A 20,663-nucleotide genomic window follows, 5' to 3' on the forward strand; every position below is an offset into this window, starting at 1 on the left:
ATAAAAAGTTAGATATTATATTATCTTGCCCCCTACAAAAAGCCAACTACGGCTTAAAACTACTTTGACAGAGGTTAGTGCCTATGCTAAACAGTATAAAATCCGGAAATAGATTAAGAGTAGATTTCTCAAAAATCCCATTAGAAATCGATATTCCTCATTTGTTACAACTTCAACAAAACAGTTATGAAAACTTTTTGATGATTGACAAAGAGGATAGAAGTGGTAGCGGTATAGAAAAAGTTTTTAGATCAATTTTCCCTATTCATGATGCTCAAAATAGACTTACATTAGAGTATGTTGGCAGTGAAATTACTAAGCCTAAATATACAATTCGTGAGTGTATGGAGAGAGGTCTTACATATAGTGTCTCTTTAAAGATGAAAATAAGATTGGTTCTTTGGGAAAGAGATGAAAAGACCGGAGAGAAAATTGGTGTAAAAGATATGAAAGAGCAGTCTATCTATGTTAGAGATATTCCTCTAATGACAGATAGAACCTCATTTATTATTAATGGTGTTGAAAGAATAGTTGTTAATCAGCTTCACAGAAGTCCAGGAGTAATATTCAAAGAGGAAGAGTCTGCTACTGCTAGTGGTAAACTTGTATATACCGCTCAAATTATACCAGACCGTGGTGCATGGTTATATTTTGAGTATGATCCAAAAGATATTCTTTATGTAAGAATAAATAAAAGAAGAAAAATTCCTGCAACGATTCTTTTTAGAGCTTTAGGATATAGTAAGCAAGATATATTAAAACTTTTTTATCCTATAACAAAAATAATAATTAAAGACAACAAATTTTTTACTGAATTTAATCCTGAAGATTTTGTTGGAAGAGTTAGTTATGATGTTAGAGATGAAGATGGAAATCTAATTATTGCTGCAGGAAAAAGATTAACTTCGAAAAAAGCAAAAAAACTCCAAGAAGAGGGATTAAAATTTGTTGAATATCCTGTAGATATTTTAATAGATAGATTTTTAGCATCGCCTATAATTGATCAAACAAGCGGCGAAGTATTATTTGATACTTTAACTCAACTTGATGAAAATAAACTTAAAAAATTAATAGATTTAAATGTAGAAGAACTTTATATAGCAAATGATCTTGCAAGCGGAAAAGATAGATCTATAATAAACTCTTTTATTGCAGACCAAGAGAGTTTGAAACTATTAAAGCAGACTGAAGGTATTGAAGATGAGAATGATTTAGCTGCTATTAGAATTTATAAAGTTATGAGGCCAGGAGAGCCTGTAACAAAAGAGGCGGCAAAAGCTTTTGTTAAACAGCTATTTTTTGATCCTGAAAGATATGATATTACCCGTGTTGGTAGAATGAAAATGAACCATAAACTAGGACTAAAAGTTCCAGAGTATGTAACTGTTTTAACAAGTGAAGATATAATCAAATCTGTTCAATATCTAATAAAAGTTAAAAATGGGCAAGGCCATATAGATGATAGAGACCATCTTGGGAATAGAAGAATTAGAGCCATTGGTGAATTATTAGCAAATGAGCTTCATTCTGGTCTTGTAAAAATGCAAAAAGCAATCAGAGATAAGATGACCACAATTAGTGGAAATCTTGATGAATTGATGCCGCATGATTTAATAAATTCAAAAATGATTACAAATACAATTTTAGAATTTTTTGCAACTGGTCAGCTTTCTCAATTTATGGACCAAACTAATCCATTGAGTGAAATAACTCACAAAAGAAGACTCTCAGCTTTAGGTGAAGGTGGTCTTGTTAAAGAGAGAGCCGGATTTGAAGTAAGGGATGTTCATCCAACACATTATGGAAGAATTTGTCCTGTTGAAACACCAGAAGGTCAAAATATTGGTCTTATTAATACACTATCTACTTATGCTAAAGTTAATGATTTAGGTTTTATTGAAGCAGCTTATAAAAAAGTTATAGATGGAAAAATCAGTGAAGAGATTGTTTATCTAACTGCTGCCCAGGAAGAAGGTTTAATTATTGCTCCTGCTAATACAGAAATTATTGATGGAAATGAGATAAAAGGCGATTATGTAGAAGCAAGAAAAGATGGTGAGATAATTTTAGTAGAAAAAAATAAAGTAGATTTAATAGACTTAACACCAAGAATGGTTGTTGGCGTTGCAGCAAGTTTAATCCCATTTTTAGAGCATGATGATGCAAACAGGGCTTTGATGGGTTCAAACATGCAAAGACAAGCAGTTCCACTTTTAAAAACAGATGCACCTATTGTTGGAACCGGTATGGAAAAAGTTGTTGCTAGAGATGCATGGGAATCTGTAAAAGCAAAAAGAAGCGGTGTTGTTGAAAAAATAGATGCAAACAATATATATATACTTGGCGAAGATGAAAATGGAGCTTATATTGATCATTACTCTTTACAAAAAAATTTAAGAACAAATCAAAATACATGTTTTAATCAAGTTCCTATTGTAAAAAAAGGTGACTTCGTAGAAGCTGGCCAAATAATCGCTGATGGACCAAATATGGACCAAGGCGAACTTGCACTTGGTAAAAATATGCTTGTTGCATTTATGCCTTGGAATGGATATAACTTTGAAGATGCTATTGTTGTGAGCGAGAGAATTTTAAGAGATGATGAATTCACTTCAGTTCATATTTATGAAAAAGAGATAGAAGCAAGAGAGTTAAAGCATGGTATAGAAGAGATTACAAGAGATATACCAAATGTTAAAGAAGAAGATATCGCTCATCTAGATGAGAGTGGTATTGTAAAAATTGGAACATATGTAAAGCCTGGAATGATTCTTGTTGGTAAAGTATCTCCAAAAGGAGAAGTAAAACCAACTCCAGAAGAGAGACTATTAAGAGCAATTTTTGGTGAAAAAGCAGGACATGTTGTAAATAACTCATTATATTGTCCTCCTTCAATGGAAGGCGTTGTTGTTGATGTAAAGGTTTTTACAAAAAAAGGTTATGAAAAAGACCCAAGGGCTATAAAAGCATACGAAAAAGAGAAAGAGAGATTAGATAGAGAACACCATGATAAACTTTTAATGGTTGATAGAGAAGAGATGTTAAGAATTATCTCTTTACTTTCAAAACATCCACTGCAAAAAGAGGCAAAAGTAAAAGATAAAGAGTATAAAGAGGGTGAATTTATCCCAAAAGAGGAACTATCTTCTATAAATAGATTTGCGCTAAATTTCTTAGTGAAATCATATTCACAAGATGTACAAGATGAATATAATAGATTAAAAACATATTTCCAAAATGAAAAAAGAAAGCTAACAGAAGAGCATGATGAAAAACTAGCTATTTTGGAAAAAGAGGATATCCTGCCAAGCGGTGTTGTAAAACTTGTAAAAGTTTTTATTGCTACAAAGAGAAAACTTAAAGTTGGCGACAAAATGGCAGGTCGTCACGGAAACAAAGGTATAGTTTCAGTGATAGTCCCTGAAATTGATATGCCATATACAAAAGATGGAAAAGTTGTTGATATTGTATTAAACCCTCTTGGGGTTCCTTCTCGTATGAATATAGGACAGATTTTAGAGGTTCATTTAGGTTTGATTGGTAAAAAACTTGGTGAGCAGATTCAAGAGATTTTTGAATCAAAAAGAGCTGATTTTATAAAAGAGTTAAGAGAAAAAATGATAGAGATTGCCGATGTTGCTAAACTTATGAATGCAAAAGAGGCAATTTCTAAAATGAGCGATGAAGAGCTTATTAAGTATGCACGAGATTGGAGTAAGGGAATAAAATTTGCAACACCTGTTTTTGAAGGTGTTACAGCAGAAGAGTTTAAAAAGCTTTATGAACTTGCCAAAGTTGATATGGATGGCAAAATGGAGCTTTATGATGGAAGAACTGGTGAGAAGTTCAAAGAGAGAGTAAATGTTGGATATATGTATATGCTAAAACTTCATCACCTTGTAGATGAAAAAGTGCATGCAAGAAGTACTGGACCATATTCACTTGTGACACAACAGCCAGTTGGTGGTAAAGCTCTATTTGGTGGACAAAGATTTGGTGAGATGGAAGTTTGGGCTCTTGAAGCTCATGGTGCTGCTCATACATTAAAAGAGATGTTAACTATAAAATCTGATGATGTTGAAGGAAGGGTAAAAGCTTATAAAGCTATTACCAAAGGTGAGCCTATTCCTGAACCAGGTATTCCAGAAACACTATTTGTTTTAACAAAAGAGCTTCAATCACTTGGAATAGATGTAGAAATTTTAGATGAGGAAAAAGAAGATGAAGAGACTGGTACCAATTGAAATAGCAGAAACTCAAAGACCAAAAGATATTAAGGCACTTCAATTTAGATTAGCAAGTCCTGAAAAAATTTTAAGTTGGTCTCATGGCGAGGTTAAAAAGCCTGAGACTATTAACTATAGGACTTTAAAGCCAGAGCGTGATGGTCTTTTTTGTGCAAAAATATTTGGTCCTATTAAAGATTATGAGTGTTTATGTGGAAAATATAAAAAGATGCGCTATAAAGGTGTAGTGTGTGAAAAGTGTGGTGTTGAAGTAACAACAAGCAAAGTTAGACGTGTTAGAATGGGTCATATTGAGCTTGTTACACCTGTAGCGCATATCTGGTATGTAAACTCTCTTCCAAGTAGAATAGGAACACTGCTTGGTGTAAAAATGAAAGATTTAGAGAGAGTTTTATATTATGAAGCATATATTGTTAAAGAGCCAGGTGAAGCATATTATGATTTTGAAAAGAAAAATCCAGTTAAAAAATATGATGTTTTAAATGAAGAGCAGTATCAACAATTAAAACAGCATTTTGGAGATACCGGTTTTGAAGCTTATATGGGTGGTCAAGTAATTAAAGATATGCTTGAAGAGTTTGATTTAATTGAAGCTTTTAACCAATTAAAACAGCAGATGAAAGAGACCACTTCTGAAGCTAAAAGAAAAACTCTCGTTAAAAGATTAAAAGTAATTGAGAGCTTTTTAAATAGTGGCAATAAACCTGAATGGATGATGCTAACGGTTGTACCAGTTCTTCCACCTGATCTTAGACCTCTAGTTGCTCTTGATGGTGGAAAATTTGCAGTTAGTGATGTAAATGATCTATATAGAAGAGTAATAAATAGAAACCAAAGATTAAAAAGATTAATGGAGCTAGATGCGCCAGAAATCATTGTAAGAAATGAAAAAAGGATGCTTCAAGAAGCAGTTGATGCACTTATTGATAATGGTAGACGTGGAAATGCAGTAAAAGGTGCAAATAAAAGGCCTCTAAAATCTTTAAGTGAAATTATTAAAGGAAAGCAGGGACGTTTTAGACAAAATCTTCTTGGAAAAAGGGTTGATTTTAGTGGACGTTCAGTAATTGTTGTTGGACCAAATTTAAGAATGGATCAGTGCGGACTTCCAAAACTGATGGCATTAGAACTATTTAAGCCTCATCTTTTAGCAAAACTTGAAGAGAAAGGTTATGCAACAACTTTAAAAGCTGCTAAGAAGTTGATTGAAGATAGAGCAAATGAGGTTTGGGAGTGTCTACAAGAGATTGTTGAAGAGTATCCAGTTCTTTTAAACAGGGCTCCAACTCTTCATAAATTGTCAATTCAAGCTTTTCATCCAGTTTTGATTGATGGAAAAGCGATTCAGCTTCATCCTCTTGTTTGTGCTGCATTTAACGCAGACTTTGATGGTGACCAGATGGCTGTACATGTTCCTTTAAGTGAGGAAGCTATTGCAGAGTGTAAAATATTGATGCTTAGCTCATTAAATATTTTACTTCCAGCATCAGGACGTGCAATAGCTGTTCCATCTCAAGATATGGTTTTAGGAATTTACTATTTAAGTAAAGAAAAAGATGATGTAAAAGGTGCAAATAAACTTTTTGCTGATGTTAATGAAATAATGACTGCACTTGAGAGTGGTTATCTTCATATCAATGCAAAAATAAGAACAAGAGTAGATAATAGAATTATTTATACAACAGCCGGAAGAATAATTATTAAAAATATATTGCCAGATTTTGTTCCAACAAATCTTTGGAACAGAGTTATGAAAAAAAGAGATATTGCAGAACTTGTTGATTATGTTTATAAACATGGCGGTCCTCAAATAACAGCAGAATTTTTAGATAATCTAAAAAATCTTGGTTTTAAATATGCTACACAAGCAGGTATTTCTATAAGTGAATATGATATAAAAGTACCTGAAGAGAAAAAAGCATTAATAGAAGAGGCAAAAAGAAAAGTAAGAGAAATTCAGCAACAATTCCAAGCTGGTTTATTAACAGAACAAGAGAGATACAATAAAATTATAGATATCTGGACAGATACTTCAAATGCAGTTGCTGAAGCAATGATGAAGCTTATCAAAGAGGATAAAGAGGGATTTAATTCTATCTATATGATGGCTGATTCTGGAGCAAGAGGAAGTTCAGCTCAGATTAGACAGCTTGCGGGTATGAGGGGTCTTATGGCTAAACCTGATGGTACAATTATTGAGACTCCGATTATTTCAAACTTTAAAGAGGGACTTAATGTTCTTGAATATTTCATCTCAACTCACGGTGCAAGAAAAGGTTTAGCAGATACTGCACTAAAAACAGCAAATGCTGGATATTTAACAAGAAAACTTGTTGATGTTGCACAAAATGTAAAAGTAACAATGGAAGATTGTGGAACTCATGAAGGTATTGAAGTAACTGATATCTCTATTGGTAATGAGATGATTGAGCCTTTAGAAGATAGAATTTTAGGAAGAGTTCTTGCTGAAGATGTTATTGATCCAATAACAAATGAGATTTTATATAGTGAAGGAACTTTAGTTGATGAAGAAAAAGCAAGGAAAATAAAAGAGGCTGGAATTAAATCTGTTGTAATAAGAACACCTATTACTTGTAAAGCAAAAAAAGGTGTATGTGCAAAATGTTATGGTCTAAATATGGCTGAAGGAAAACTTGTAAAACCTGGTGAAGCTGTTGGAATCATTGCTGCTCAATCAATTGGTGAGCCAGGAACTCAGCTAACACTAAGAACTTTCCATATTGGTGGTACAGCAAGCAGAACAGCAGAGGAGAGACAAGTTACTGCAAGTAAAGAGGGATTTATTAGATATTACAATCTAAAAACATATAAAAATAGAGATGGAAAAATTATTGTAGCAAATAGAAGAAATGCGGCAGTATTGCTTGTAGAGCCAAAAATTAAAGCACTTTATGATGGAAAAATAGAAATTAAAACAGTTCATGATGAGATACTTATAACTTTAACAAATGAAAAAGAAAAAGTTAGATACTCAATAAGAAAGTCTGATGTAGCAAAACCAAATGAGCTTGCAGGAGTTAGCGGTAAAATAGAAGGTAAGCTTTATCTACCTTTTAATGATAAAGATAGTGTTAAAGAGGGTGACTCAATTGTTGAAATAATTAAAGAGGGTTGGAATATTCCAAATAGAATCCCTTATGCTGCTGAGCTTAAAGTAGAAGATGGAGCACCAGTAACACAAAAAATTGTTGCTCGTGCAAAAGGAACAGTTAAATTCTTCTTATTAAAAGGTGACTATCTAGAAAGATATGAAAATATCCAAAAAGGACAAAAAGTAGATGAAAAAGGTCTTTTTGCTGTAATAGCTGATAATGAAGGAAGAGAAGCTATTAGACACTATATTGCAAGAGGATCAATAATAGAAGTTAATGATAATGAAGAGGTAGAAAGAGATACATTGTTGGCTGTTCCATCAAAGAGCGATAAAACAGTAATTGCTGAATGGGATCCATACTCTATTCCAATAATCGCTGAAGCTGCTGGAGTGATAACATTAGAAGATGTAATACCAGGAGTAACAGCTGTTGAAATGGTTGATGAGTTAACGGGAGAGAGTAGATTAACAATAAATGAATATATTCCACCTGAATATAAACCAAAAATACTCCTTGCTGAGCATGGAAGCGATAATATTATTACTTATCCATTAGAGCCAAAAACAGCGATTTATGTACAAAATGGTCAAGAGGTGGCTCTTGCAGATATTTTAGCTAAAACGCCAAAAGCTGTTGCAAAATCAAGAGACATTACCGGTGGTCTTCCAAGAGTTAGCGAGCTTTTTGAAGCAAGAAGACCAAAAAATCCAGCAGTTGTAGCAGAAATTGATGGATTTGTAAGCTTTGGAAAACCAAGCAGAGGAAAACAAAGAATTATTATCTCTTCTGAAACTGGCCAAAGAGCAGAGTATTTAATAGATAAAAATAGACAGATTCTTGTTCATGAAGGTGAATATGTTCATGCTGGTGAGGTATTGACTGATGGTACAGTATCAAGCCATGATATTTTAAGAATTCTTGGTGAAAAAGCACTTCAATATTATATGGTTAGTGAGATACAACAAGTCTATAGAAGACAAGGTGTTAATATTAGTGATAAACATATTGAGATAATTATTTCTCAAATGCTAAGACAAGTTAAAATTGTAGAAAGTGGAGATACAAAATTTATTGCTGGTGATTTAGTGAGCAAAAGAGCATTTATGGAAGAGAATGAAAAAATATTAAGACTTGGTGGAGAGCCTGCGATTGCAGAACCTGTACTTGTAGGTATCACAAGAGCAGCTGTTAGTTCAGATTCGGTAATTAGTGCAGCATCATTCCAAGATACAACAAAAGTATTAACTGAAGCAAGTATTTCTGCAAAAATTGATAAACTTGAAGACCTAAAAGAAAATGTTATCATCGGTAGATTGATTCCTGTTGGAACTGGAATGTATAGAGAGAAAAAGATAGATTTAATTAAAGAAGAAGGGTAAGATTGGTTGAGTGGTTGGGTGGTTGAGTAGTTGAGAAGGACTAAAAGTTATAAAACCACTCAACCATTTTAACAATTTTAACGACTCAACAAAAAATCACCACTCAATAAACATTAAATAAACTTTAAATTAAGCTTAATTAAAGCTTTGTTTTAGTATTATTAGCCACTAAAATCTCGATTAGTTTATAAGAAAGGAAAGAAAGTGCCTACAATCAATCAGTTGGTAAGAAAAGAGAGAAAAAAGGTAATTAAAAAATCAAAGTCACCTGCTTTGGTTAAATGTCCACAAAGAAGAGGTGTTTGTACAAGAGTTTATACAACAACACCAAAAAAACCAAACTCTGCACTTAGAAAGGTTGCAAAAGTTAGACTTACAAGTGGATATGAGGTTATTAGTTATATTCCAGGTGAAGGTCACAATCTTCAAGAACACTCTATTGTTCTTGTAAGAGGTGGTAGGGTAAAAGACCTTCCAGGTGTTAAGTACCATATAGTTAGGGGTGCGCTTGATACAGCAGGCGTTGCAAATAGAAAAAAATCTAGATCTAAATACGGTACTAAGAAACCAAAATAATCGTAATTAATTAGAAAGTTAGAAAGTTAGAAAGTTAGAAAGTTTAAAAACTTTTTGCTTTCTCACTTTCAAGCCACAGGCGAGCTTATCGCTTGAGTAAATGGATGTGTATACATCTAAAAAAAATTGAAGGGAGCTAAAAGTGAGAAGAAGAAGAGCACCGGTCAGAGAAGTATTACCTGATCCGATTTATAACAGTAAAGTAGTTACAAAGTTTATCAACAAATTGATGTGGGACGGAAAGAAAAGTACAGCTGAAAAAATATTTTATAATGCTTTAAAAATAATTGATGAAAAAGGCGAAAAGCCAGGTATAGAAGTATTTAATGAAGCTATTGAAAATGTTAAACCATTACTAGAAGTTAAAAGTAGACGTGTAGGTGGTGCAACTTATCAGGTACCAGTTGAGGTAAGACCAGTAAGACAGCAATCTTTAGCTATTAGATGGCTTGTAGATGCTGCAAGAAATAGAAATGAAAGAACAATGGCACAAAGATTAGCAAATGAGCTTATGGATGCTGCAAATAAAAGAGGTGCAGCATTTAAGAAGAAAGAAGATACATATAAAATGGCAGAAGCTAATAAGGCGTTTGCACACTACAGATGGTAAAATTAGAAAAATATTTAAAATTTGTAAACATAAGTTTACAAAACTTCTTGAAAGTAGGGTTTTCCCCTACCTTCTTATTACTTCAAAATTATAAAATCAAAGGATAGAAAATGGCGAAAAAAACTCCTATAGAGATGATTAGAAATATAGGTATCGCTGCACATATCGATGCTGGTAAAACAACAACAACAGAAAGAATTTTGTTTTATACAGGAATTTCTCATAAAATAGGTGAGGTTCATGAAGGTGCAGCAACAATGGACTGGATGGAACAGGAAAAAGAAAGAGGTATTACAATTACTTCTGCTGCAACTACATGTTTTTGGAAAGATCATCAAATAAACATCATAGATACTCCAGGACACGTTGACTTTACAATTGAAGTTGAAAGAAGTATGAGGGTTCTTGATGGTGCAGTTGCAGTATTTTGTGCTGTTGGTGGTGTTCAGCCACAAAGTGAGACTGTGTGGAGACAAGCAAATAAATATCATGTTCCAAGAATAGTTTTTGTAAATAAAATGGATAGAATTGGTGCAGACTTTTTTAATGTTGAAAACCAAATAAGAGATAGATTAAAAGCAAATCCAGTTCCTATTCAAATTCCAATAGGTGCTGAAGATAATTTTAGAGGTGTTGTTGATCTTATTGAAATGAGAGGAATTGTCTGGGATGATGAAACAATGGGAGCAAAATACGACGTTATTGATATCCCAGAAGAGCTAAAAGATCAAGCTGAAGAGTATAGAGAAAAACTTATTGAAGCAGTTGCAGAAACTGATGATGAATTGATGGAAAAATATCTTGGTGGCGAAGAGTTAACAGTTGAAGAGATAAAAAAAGGTATCAAAAAAGGAACTCTTGATATGAGCATTACTCCGATGCTTTGTGGTAGTGCTTTTAAAAATAAAGGTGTTCAAACACTTTTAGATGCAGTTGTTGATTTTCTACCAGCTCCAACTGAAGTTAGCTGGATAAAAGGAATTGATCCAAAAACAAATGAAGAGGTATCTGTTGAATCAACTGTTGATGGTCCTTTTGCAGCACTTGCTTTTAAAATTATGACTGACCCATTTGTTGGACAACTTTCATTTATAAGAGTTTATAGAGGAAAAATAGAAAGCGGAAGCTATGTGCTTAACTCAACAAAAGAGAAAAAAGAAAGAGTTGGTAGACTTCTAAAGATGCATGCAAATAAAAGAGAAGAGGTTAAAGAACTACCAGCTGGTGAAATTGGAGCAGTAGTTGGTCTAAAATATACATTAACTGGTGATACTTTATGTGATGAAAAATCTCCAGTAATTTTAGAGAGAATGGAATTCCCAGAGCCAGTTATTAGTGTTGCAGTTGAGCCAAAAACAAAAGCTGACCAAGAAAAAATGAGTGTTGCTTTAGCAAAACTTGCAGAAGAGGATCCAAGCTTTAGAGTTCATACTGATGAAGAAACAGGTCAGACAATTATTTCAGGTATGGGTGAATTGCACCTTGAAATTATTGTAGATAGAATGAAAAGAGAGTTTAAAGTAGAAGCTGAAGTTGGAGCACCGCAAGTTGCATACAGAGAAACAATTAGATCAGCAGTTGATCAAGAGTATAAATATGCAAAACAGTCAGGTGGACGCGGTCAATATGGTCATGTATTTATTAAATTAGAACCTCAAGAGCCAGGAAAAGGTTATGAGTTTGTTAATCAAATTACTGGTGGTGTGATTCCAAAAGAGTATATTCCTGCAGTTGATAAAGGTATTCAAGAGGCTATGCAAAATGGTGTAGTTGCTGGATATCCAGTTGTTGATGTAAAAGCTACACTTTATGATGGAAGTTATCATGAAGTTGACTCAAGTGAAATGGCATTTAAAATTGCAGGGTCTATGGCTTTTAAAGAGGCAGCAAAAAAAGCAAATCCAGTTCTTCTAGAGCCTATTATGAAAGTTGAAGTGGAAGTTCCTGAAGAGTATATGGGTGATGTTATCGGAGACATCAATAGAAGAAGAGGTCAAGTTCAAAGCATGGAAGATAGAGCAGGTAATAAAATAGTTACTGCTATGGTTCCACTTGCTGAAATGTTTGGATATTCAACAGATTTAAGATCTTTTACTCAAGGTAGAGGAACATATTCTATGGAATTTGATCATTATGAAGAGGTTCCTAGAAACGTTGCTGAAGAGATTATCAAAAAAAGACACGGCTAATATAAGCTAAAAAGCAGTGAAGGAGTTAAGTAAAAACAATTAATTTTTACTACTTTTTTTTCTCCTTCACACTTCTATTCTACAATTTTCCCTCTTTTTAACTTATACCATATTATTTAAAATGTCCCGATAGCTCAGCTGGATAGAGCATCGGATTCCTAATCCGAAGGCCGTGGGTTCGAATCCCGCTCGGGACACCAGCTAAAATTAAAAATAATTTAAAATAAAACGATTATAATTATAATTAATAAAATCCAAAAGGTCGGTTTCAATGTTGTCTACTATAAGATCAAAATTTATTTTTATGCTTTTTTCCTCATTAATAACAATTTTTTTAATTCTTTCTATATATCTTTTAAATAGTTTCAATTCTATAATAAATAATAATGCAAAAGACAATCTAAAAACTTTAAGCGATTCCGTATTTGTAGCTATTAGAGCGAGTATGAATCTTGGAAGCAGTGAAGAGGTAGAAAAAACATTAAAAACTATTAAAAAGATTAAGGGAATTAAAGATATTGATATAGCAAAATCAAAAAAAGTTATAGAACTTTTTGGATTAAAATCACAATATGAAAGTTATCCAAAAGAGATTAAGGAAATTTTTAAAACAAAAAAAGTTAAATATTTTGAAAATAAAGAAAAAAGTGAGATAAGGCTGTTAAAACCAATCATTGCAACAAAAGAGTGTTTAAGCTGCCATGCAAATAGTAAAGTAGGTGATGTTTTAGGTGTAATTGATCTTGATATTTCTCTTAGTAGTATAAAATCACAATTAAATAGTCTTAAAATTGCTTTATATTCTGGGATAGCTGGAGCAATAATACTTCTTGTTTTAATCTTTATCTATTTTTTTAATAAAAATGTATTTAAACCTTTGAAAATATTGACTGTTAGAGCGAAAGATATAGCAAGTGGCGAAGGAGATTTAACAAAAAGATTAAATTTTATAAAAAAAGATGAAATAGCTGAAGCTGGAAATTGGATAGATAGATTCATAGAAAAGATACAAAATGTAATAATAAATGCGAAAAATACAAGCAGTAAAAATTTAGAGATATCTCAAAAATTAAAAAAAGAGTCTGAAGATATAGAAAATAGACTTAAATTTGGAATTGAGCTTGTAGAAAAAAGTGTTGAAAAAGGAAAAGGTGTTCACATAAGTTTAAATGATAGCTTAAATAGTATAAAAAATTCTCAAGAAAATGTTAATAGAGCAAAAGAAGAGATAGAAAATATTAAAAATGAGATTTCAAATCTATCTGCTAAAGTAAACAATCAATCAAAATATGGTCTCAAATTGGCAGAAAAATTAAACAATTTAACCAATAGAGCAGATTCAGTAAAAGAGATACTTAGTGTAATTTCAGATATAGCAAATAAAACAAACCTTTTAGCTTTAAATGCTGCCATAGAGGCTGCAAGGAGTGGAGAGCATGGAAAGGGTTTTGCAGTTGTTGCTGAAGAAGTTAGAAGACTTGCAGAGCAGTCTCAAGATAGTTTAAGTGATATTGAAGAGACAATTAATCTAATAATAGAGGATATTTTAGAAACATCCAAAATGATGAATGAAAATGCAAAAGAGTTAAATCTATTAACTGAAGTTTCTAAAAAGAGTGAAGAGAGTATGGTTAATACAACAAAATTTATGGATGAAGTTGATAAAATTAGTAAAGAGTCTTTAAATCTATCTAAAAATCTTGCAAATGAAGTTGAAGAGATTCTCTCACAAATAGAAAAAATTAAAGATGTATCTTTTGAGAATATAGAAAGTGTTGATGAAATGAAAGATATGGTGGAAGAGATAAATAGAGTCGCCCAAAATCTTAATCAAATTCTTTCTAATTTTAAAACCTAACTTTTCCACAATTTTTCCCCAATTTTTTTTTATCATCTCTTAAAGAAAAGTTTTAGGAGGTGATAAATGAAAAGGATACCTTTTACTTTTTTGATTCTGTTTGCTTCAATAAATCTTTTTGCAGAATCTTTTAGCTATGTTGAACATATAAAAGTTTCAAGAAGTGAACCAGTTTTTAGAACCATTATAAAAAGAGTACCATATCAAGAGTGTTGGTATGAAGATGTACCGGTAGAATATGATATAGATGAAGATGTAAATGTAATAGAAGATAATATTGGTCCATTAATAGGTGGGATTGCAGGAGGTGTTATAGGACATCAGATAGGAAAAGGAAGCGGAAAGACTGCTGCTACAATAGGAGGAGCGATAGTTGGTACTATTGTTGGTAAAAATTTATCAAAAAAAGAGAGAAGATATTATGATAGAGAGTATAAAAGAGTAAGAAAATGTAGAACAAGGTATGATGAACATGAAGAGAGAGTTCAAAGAGGATATAAAAATTATGCATATTATAATGGAAAAGAGATAGTAAAATTTAGTAAAAGACCATTAAATAGAATAAAAATATATGTAACTGTATCTTATTGATATTTATTATTATTTGCCTTTGCTAATTTAAGGATTTTCTATAAAAAATTATAATAATATTAAATTATAATTTTAATTTTGAGCAAGGGCTATAATGAAAAAAATATCAATAAAAGAGGCTTCAAAAATATTAGGTATTTCAGAGCAAGCTGTAAGAAAAAGAATAAGCAGAGGAACATTAGATTCTGTAAAAGAAAATGGTCATATATATGTAATTTTGGAAGATGATAGTGATAAAAAAATGCAAGCTGATGATTATGAGATGTTTTTTAAATTTTTTATGGATGAGATTGAGAAAAAAGATTTAGAGATTGAAGAGTTAAAAAACATAATAAAAGAGAAGGATGAAAAAATAGAAAAGCTTCAAGATGAAGTAAAAGAGGCTTTAAGAGAAAGTACCAAACTGTCGCAGGGAGTTCATATAGAAGCTAGAAAACTTATAGAGACTTTTTTACCTATGCTTGAAGATTTCTCATCTAAAAAAAGCAAAAAAAAGAAAAAGTCTTAAATATTTATAAAATTAAAGCTTTGACATTTAACTAAAAAGTGGTATAATGTTTTACTCTTTTAATTTTGAAAGTCCCTTGGGCTTTTGATCTTTGAAAGAGACGCATTTTATTTCAAAGGGACAACGCAATGAAGCAAATTTATGTAGGTAATTTACCTTACAGATCAGGTGAAGAGGAAGTTAGAGAACTATTCTCTCAATATGGTGAAGTTAATTCTGTTAAATTGATAACAGATAGAGAAACAGGAAGACCAAGAGGATTTGGTTTTGTTGAGATGGAAGATGATGGTGCTTTAAAAGCAATTGAAGCGCTTGATGGTAAAGAGTTTGAAGGTAGAACTTTAAGAGTTAATGAAGCTAGACCTAGAGAAAATAGACCAAGAAGAGAATTTAACTAATATTCTCCATTAGTATGAGCGGTTATTCCGCTCATATCATTTCAATCCCCCATTTTAAAATATCAGTTCCATATCTATTTCTAATCTTCATATTTTGTATCGATAGATTGTGCTGTTTTATATCTTCTTTATAACTTAAAATATCAAAAATTTTTTTATCATAAAATTTTGAACAACTCATACTCAATCTTATAATATTTGAGTATGGATATATATCACTTTTTTGAAAAAGATCTATCATAATATCTTTTAAAAGTTTTTCATTAAAAGGTTTTAATACCCTTTTGTGAGATTTTGATTTTTCTTTAAAATCATATTTTATAGAAAAATAGTAATATGATGGAAAAAGATTTAGTTTTTCAATAGAGTAGGCTAAAAATCTACTCATTATTATAACTCTTCTTTTTATCTCTTCTCTATTTTTTAAAGGGTCAATTGTTCTTGAAATTCCTATCGATTTTCTTGGATGAGAAGTTAAAATTGGTTCATTATCAATACCTAAAACTCTTTTATATAGTGTGATACCTGGAGTTTTCCAGCTATAAAAAAGAGATTTTGCATTTTTAATATCTCCAAGATTAAATATTTTTAATCTATTAAGTCTTTTTGCAAATCCTTTTCCAATTCCTGGAAACTCCTCTATAGGAATATCTCTAATAAAATTTTCCACATCTTTAACAATTTTTATACCATTTGGTTTGGCAAAAGATGTGGCAAGTTTTGCTATCCATTTACTTTTAGCGGCTCCTATAGATATAGGAAGCTCAAACTTTTCTTTTATCTCTTTTTGGAGAGATTTTAAAAATATTTCAATATCCTTTTCTTCAATATAGCCACTTAAATCGCCAAAAAATTCATCAATACTAAATTGCTCAACAAGAGGAATCTTTTTTTCTAAAAAATTTTTCAATTCATGAGAAAGAGAGTGATAATAAAGATGATTTGGTGGTACAACAATTAACTTAGGATAAATATTTAGTGCCTCTTTTATACTCATACCTGTTTTTATGCCATATTTTCTTGCTTCATAACTTGCTGTTATAATGATGCCTCTTATTTTTTTTCCTTCTACAAAATAGTTTTTAAAAGTTGTATTAGAGTTATAAAAGATATTTGGCACAAAGGCGCCTTCATTTTTTTGTTCAATTTCAACCTTTTTCTGTCCTTTTTTATCAAAGATAAAAGGGTCTCCTCTTCCTCCCACCGCTGCTGGAATATCTCTTAGTTTAGGATTTTTTATCCTTTCTGCTGATATAAAAAAGGAGTCTAAATCAAGATGTATTTTCATGAGAACTCCTTTATAAAATTTATAATTTATTAATAAATAATTAACAAAATAATAATATAATTATGAAAATTGTCTAAAAAAGTTAATAATTTGTTAACTATTTGGATTTCGGTCAAATTTAATTGAGTAAGGTGAGTGAGAAAGTAGGAGAGTTAGAAAGTGGAGAAGAGGTATAGTGGAATAGGAGGTAAGGAGGTAAGCAGTGAAGCTGTGAAGGTGTGAAGCAGTGAAGCTGTGAAGCGGCCAATTCCCAATATACCAATATCTAATGACTAATGTTAAAAGGAGAACAATGCTTTCTTTTATTGAAGTTATGGATAGGATAAAAGATATTTTATCAAGTGAAATGGGAGATAAAAAGGTTTATGATAAGGATGTTGCAAAAATACTTGGATTATCAAAAGAGCATTTTAGTGTGCTTAAAAAAAGAGGCAAGATTCCTTTAAAGGAAGTTGCAAATTTTTGTGCAAAAAGAGATATAAGTATAAACTGGATTTTATTTGACCAAAATCCAAAAAGTTTATGTAATTCCACAGAAAAATATGCTTATGTAAAATATTTTAAAGATATAAATGCAAGTGCTGGAGGAGGTGCAATAAATTATGATTCAGAAGAGGAGAAACTCTATTTGGATGAAAATATTATAAAGATTTTAGGAAAAGAGAATATTAAAAATATAGAGGCTTTAAATGTTATTGGAGATTCAATGGAGCCTATGCTAAAAGATGGAAGTATTGTTTTTATAGATAGAACACAAAAAGATATAAAAAAAGGTGGAGTATTTGTTATTTCTACAAATGGAGGAGTGTTTATAAAAAGAGTTGTTTTAAAAACAGATGGAAGTGTTGAACTTATATCTGAAAATCCTCTCTATCCAAAGGAGAATATAAATATAGATGAAATAATAATATTAGGAAAGGTCGTAGGTTCTGTTGAAAAATTATAAAATATATTTAAGATTTAAATAGTAAAATAGTTTATAAAACTATATTTATTTTTATAAAAAAGCTTTAAATAGTTTTATTTGAAACGTTTTTGTAACATTTAAAAGGTAAAATTTTCTTATGATTTTTAAAATATATTTTAAATACTTTATTATCAATCTTTTAATTGTTTTTATGCTTGGTTTTATCCAGCAATATATTTTATACCCTCCATTTTATATAAAATATATTTATTTTATTATTCCTATTTTAATAGCAGCTCTGCTTGCAATATTTCCTGCAATATTAGAATATAAAAATAGAGATTTAAAAGAGGAAATTGAAAATATCAATAAAAAAAGAATTAAATTAAGAGATAGAGCAATCCAAAAAAATCATGAACTAAATATTAAAGGAAAGCTTGATGCTCTTACAGGAGCTTTAAATAAGAGAGCTTTTAATGAGATAATTGGATATAAAATAATGGAATCTAAACATTTTAAAACGCCTCTTACAATGATTATTTTTGATATAGACCTTTTTAAAAAAATTAATGATACATATGGACATCCTGTAGGGGATAAAGTTTTATCTGAATTTGCTTCTGTTATTAGAAGAAATATAAGAAAATCAGAAATTTTTGTTAGATGGGGTGGTGAAGAGTTTATCATTTTACTTCAAAATACAACACTTTATAATGGTACCATGGTAGCAGAAAAATTAAGAAAAGCTATAGAAAATCATATTTTTCCTGAAGTTAAAAAAGTTACTGCAAGTTTTGGAGTAACACCATTGAAAGATGATGATACAATAGAGAGTTTTATAAAAAGAGCTGATGAAGCCCTTTATTATGCAAAAGAAAATGGTAGAAACAGAGTTGAGGTGAAAAAATAAAAAGATTAATAATATATGGAGATATTCACGGATGTTTAGATGAGTTTGTAACTCTTAGGGAAAAGATAGGAATAAAAAAAGATGATATTGAGATAATAGTTGGAGATTTTTTAAATAAAGGCCCCTTTTCGATAGAAACTCTTCATTTTATAAAATCTAATAATATTTCTGCTATTAGAGGAAATCATGAAGATAAATTTATAAGATATTTTGATCATGAAAAGTTAAAAAAAGAGTTTGGTCAAAAAAATCCAATGAAATTAAACTCCTTGGAAGAGAAAATTTTTCAAAATTTAAAAATTGAAGATATTAAATTTTTAAAATCACAGCCTTTTTTCATAAAGATAAAAAACTTAACGGTTGTTCATGCAGGAGTGACAAATACTATTTTTTTGGAAAATGCTACGAAAAAAGATTTTGCAAAAGTTATGAGATTAAGATTTGTTGATGAATATGGAAATTTTGTTTCCTTAAATGATATTTCTAAAAAAGCTTGCTGCTATTGGAGTGAAGTGTATGATGGGCATGATGGTTTTATAGTTTATGGACATCAACCATTTTTAAAACCAAAAATAGATAGATTTTCAATAGGAATTGATACTGGATGTGTTTATGGTAACAGATTAACTGCAGTTATTTTTAATATATTAAATGATGAAGTTATAATTCCTTCATATAGATTTGAATCAGTTAAAGCAAAAAATATTTATGCAAAAAGAGAAAAACCGTGGCTGATATAAAATTTTTAGCAGATGTTCATTTAGGGAGAGTTGCAAAATATTTAAGACTTCTTGGATTTGATACTCTATATTTTACAAATATTGAAGATAATAAGATTATAGAAATAGCAAAAAATGAAAATAGAATTGTATTAACTAAAGATAAGATACTTTGCGAAAGATTAAAAAAAAGCTGCTATCTTGTAAAATCAAAAAAACCGATAGAGCAAATAAAAGAGATTGCAAAACATTTTGATCTTAAAAAATATGCAAAACCTTTTACAAGATGTATAAAAGATAATGCTTTACTTGAAGATATTGAAAAAAGTAAAATTGAAGACAAGCTTCCTCCAAAAGTTAAAAAATTTTATAACAGTTTTAAAATATGTCCAAAATGTCATCAAATATATTGGCTTGGAAGCCATTATGAAAAAATGGAAAAATTTATAAAAGAGCTTTTAGATTATTAATGGAACAAATAAAAAACCATAATATTTAACTTTTTTTATATTTTCATTTGAAATTTTTTCAACTTTGTAAATTGAATCTACTACTGGGATAACCATTATACCGCCTATCTTTAGCTGTTCAATTAATGTTTTTGGAATATATGGGGCAGATGCTGAAACTAAAATCTTGTCAAATATAAAACCCGGTTTGCCTTAAGATTTTGCAAGCTCAATATGAGCATTTTTAAATTTATATTTTGCTAAATTTTTTTTGCCAAACTCTACAAGTTCTTTAATTCTTTCAACTCCAATAACTTTTCCTTTATTACCAACTATATATGCCAAAAGTGCAGTTGTCCATCCTGAGCCTGATCCTATATCTAAAACTGTATCTCCTTCTTTTGGTTCTAGTAATTCAAGCATAAAAGCAACAGTGTATGGCTGTGATATTGTTTGACCAAAACCTATAGGTAATGGAGTATCAAAATATGCCTCTTCTAAAAACTCTTCTTTTACAAAATCTTTTCTATCAATTTTTTTAAATGCTTCTATAATCTTTGGTGTTTTTAAAACCCCTCTTTTTATTAAATGTTCAACTAACTCTTTATTGCTTCTCATTTTTATAAAATATCTTTTTATATAATTTTTCTAAATCAAAGGATCTTAATTTTTTATTGATTCCTAGGAAATAAGGAATCAGTTCTAAGAAAATATATCCAAGATGAAGCATTGGTAAGAAGATAATTAAAAGTGTTTTATATGTATTTGGTTTGTGGTGTTTTTTTATCCAATCAATCGCACTTTTTGTATCATTTAAAGCAAGCATTGATTCAAAACTGATTATAAATCCCCAAACAATATATGTTAAAATGGCGCTAAAAATAATCAGATAAAAGATATATTCAAACATTTTATATC

General features: G+C 30.6%; 15 protein-coding genes, 1 tRNA gene and 1 pseudogene. 14 read left to right on the forward strand and 3 right to left on the reverse strand.

From position 1 onward, the window contains the following. Positions 1–83: 83 nt before the first annotated feature. The 10 genes from rpoB to QML81_RS04435 all read left to right on the forward strand — a co-directional run bounded on the left by rpoB (position 84) and on the right by QML81_RS04435 (position 15,472). A complete protein-coding gene (rpoB, locus tag QML81_RS04390) occupies positions 84–4,244 on the forward strand; it encodes a DNA-directed RNA polymerase subunit beta (protein WP_281951964.1) in 4,161 nt (1,386 codons plus the stop codon). Beyond that, on the forward strand, positions 4,222–8,742 hold the full coding sequence (rpoC, locus tag QML81_RS04395; protein ID WP_281951965.1) for a DNA-directed RNA polymerase subunit beta': 4,521 nt from the start codon (positions 4,222–4,224) through the stop codon (positions 8,740–8,742). Before rpoB ends, rpoC begins: the two co-directional genes overlap by 23 nt. Positions 8,743–8,946: 204 nt before the next feature. Continuing rightward, entirely contained in the window at positions 8,947–9,318 is a 372-nt protein-coding gene (rpsL, locus tag QML81_RS04400) for a 30S ribosomal protein S12 (protein WP_084275204.1), read from the forward strand. A 142-nt stretch (positions 9,319–9,460) separates the two neighbouring features. Then, complete coding sequence (gene rpsG / locus QML81_RS04405; protein ID WP_281951966.1) at positions 9,461–9,928, forward strand: 30S ribosomal protein S7; 468 nt, start codon at positions 9,461–9,463, stop codon at positions 9,926–9,928. 110 nt (positions 9,929–10,038) lie between these two features. Continuing rightward, complete coding sequence (gene fusA / locus QML81_RS04410) at positions 10,039–12,117, forward strand: elongation factor G (protein WP_281951967.1); 2,079 nt, start codon at positions 10,039–10,041, stop codon at positions 12,115–12,117. A 123-nt stretch (positions 12,118–12,240) separates the two neighbouring features. Further along, positions 12,241–12,317, forward strand: a tRNA-Arg gene (locus QML81_RS04415). Positions 12,318–12,388: 71 nt separating this feature from the next. Continuing rightward, entirely contained in the window at positions 12,389–13,975 is a 1,587-nt protein-coding gene (locus QML81_RS04420; protein ID WP_281951968.1) for a methyl-accepting chemotaxis protein, read from the forward strand. 66 nt (positions 13,976–14,041) lie between these two features. Further along, on the forward strand, positions 14,042–14,566 hold the full coding sequence (locus tag QML81_RS04425) for a glycine zipper 2TM domain-containing protein (protein WP_281951969.1): 525 nt from the start codon (positions 14,042–14,044) through the stop codon (positions 14,564–14,566). Between the two features lie 94 nt (positions 14,567–14,660). Then, positions 14,661–15,074, forward strand: coding sequence for a helix-turn-helix domain-containing protein (locus QML81_RS04430; protein ID WP_281951970.1), 414 nt, complete (start codon positions 14,661–14,663; stop codon positions 15,072–15,074). A gap of 128 nt (positions 15,075–15,202) precedes the next feature. Beyond that, positions 15,203–15,472: an RNA-binding regulator gene (locus QML81_RS04435; protein ID WP_281951971.1), complete on the forward strand. Its 270-nt coding sequence runs from the start codon at positions 15,203–15,205 to the stop codon at positions 15,470–15,472. A 31-nt stretch (positions 15,473–15,503) separates the two neighbouring features. On the opposite strand, the gene QML81_RS04440 is transcribed toward QML81_RS04435, so the two are convergent. Then, positions 15,504–16,760, reverse strand: a complete 1,257-nt coding sequence (locus tag QML81_RS04440) for a Y-family DNA polymerase (protein WP_281951972.1) — start codon at positions 16,758–16,760, stop codon at positions 15,504–15,506. A 292-nt stretch (positions 16,761–17,052) separates the two neighbouring features. Between QML81_RS04440 and QML81_RS04445 the strand changes: the two genes are divergently transcribed. From QML81_RS04445 to QML81_RS04460, 4 genes are all read left to right on the forward strand, one after another. Further along, positions 17,053–17,706 (forward strand): S24 family peptidase, encoded by a 654-nt coding sequence (locus QML81_RS04445; protein WP_281951973.1) that lies wholly within the window; start codon positions 17,053–17,055, stop codon positions 17,704–17,706. 118 nt (positions 17,707–17,824) lie between these two features. Beyond that, positions 17,825–18,577, forward strand: a complete 753-nt coding sequence (locus QML81_RS04450; RefSeq protein ID WP_281951974.1) for a GGDEF domain-containing protein — start codon at positions 17,825–17,827, stop codon at positions 18,575–18,577. Positions 18,578–18,588: 11 nt separating this feature from the next. After that, entirely contained in the window at positions 18,589–19,317 is a 729-nt protein-coding gene (locus tag QML81_RS04455) for a metallophosphoesterase (protein ID WP_281952034.1), read from the forward strand. Continuing rightward, on the forward strand, positions 19,305–19,766 hold the full coding sequence (locus QML81_RS04460; protein ID WP_281951975.1) for a DUF5615 family PIN-like protein: 462 nt from the start codon (positions 19,305–19,307) through the stop codon (positions 19,764–19,766). Before QML81_RS04455 ends, QML81_RS04460 begins: the two co-directional genes overlap by 13 nt. Here QML81_RS04460 and QML81_RS04465 read toward each other — a convergent pair. Together QML81_RS04465 and QML81_RS04470 are read right to left on the reverse strand one after the other, a co-directional pair. Further along, positions 19,755–20,363, reverse strand: a pseudogene (locus tag QML81_RS04465) (protein-L-isoaspartate(D-aspartate) O-methyltransferase). The gene QML81_RS04460 and the pseudogene QML81_RS04465 overlap by 12 nt on opposite strands. Beyond that, positions 20,350–20,655 (reverse strand): hypothetical protein, encoded by a 306-nt coding sequence (locus tag QML81_RS04470; RefSeq protein ID WP_281951976.1) that lies wholly within the window; start codon positions 20,653–20,655, stop codon positions 20,350–20,352. Before QML81_RS04470 ends, QML81_RS04465 begins: the two are co-directional and overlap by 14 nt. Between the last annotated feature and the right edge of the window lie 8 nt (positions 20,656–20,663).

The sequence above is a fragment of the Nitrosophilus kaiyonis genome, from assembly GCF_027943725.1.
GTDB lineage: Bacteria > Campylobacterota > Campylobacteria > Campylobacterales > Nitratiruptoraceae > Nitrosophilus_A > Nitrosophilus_A kaiyonis.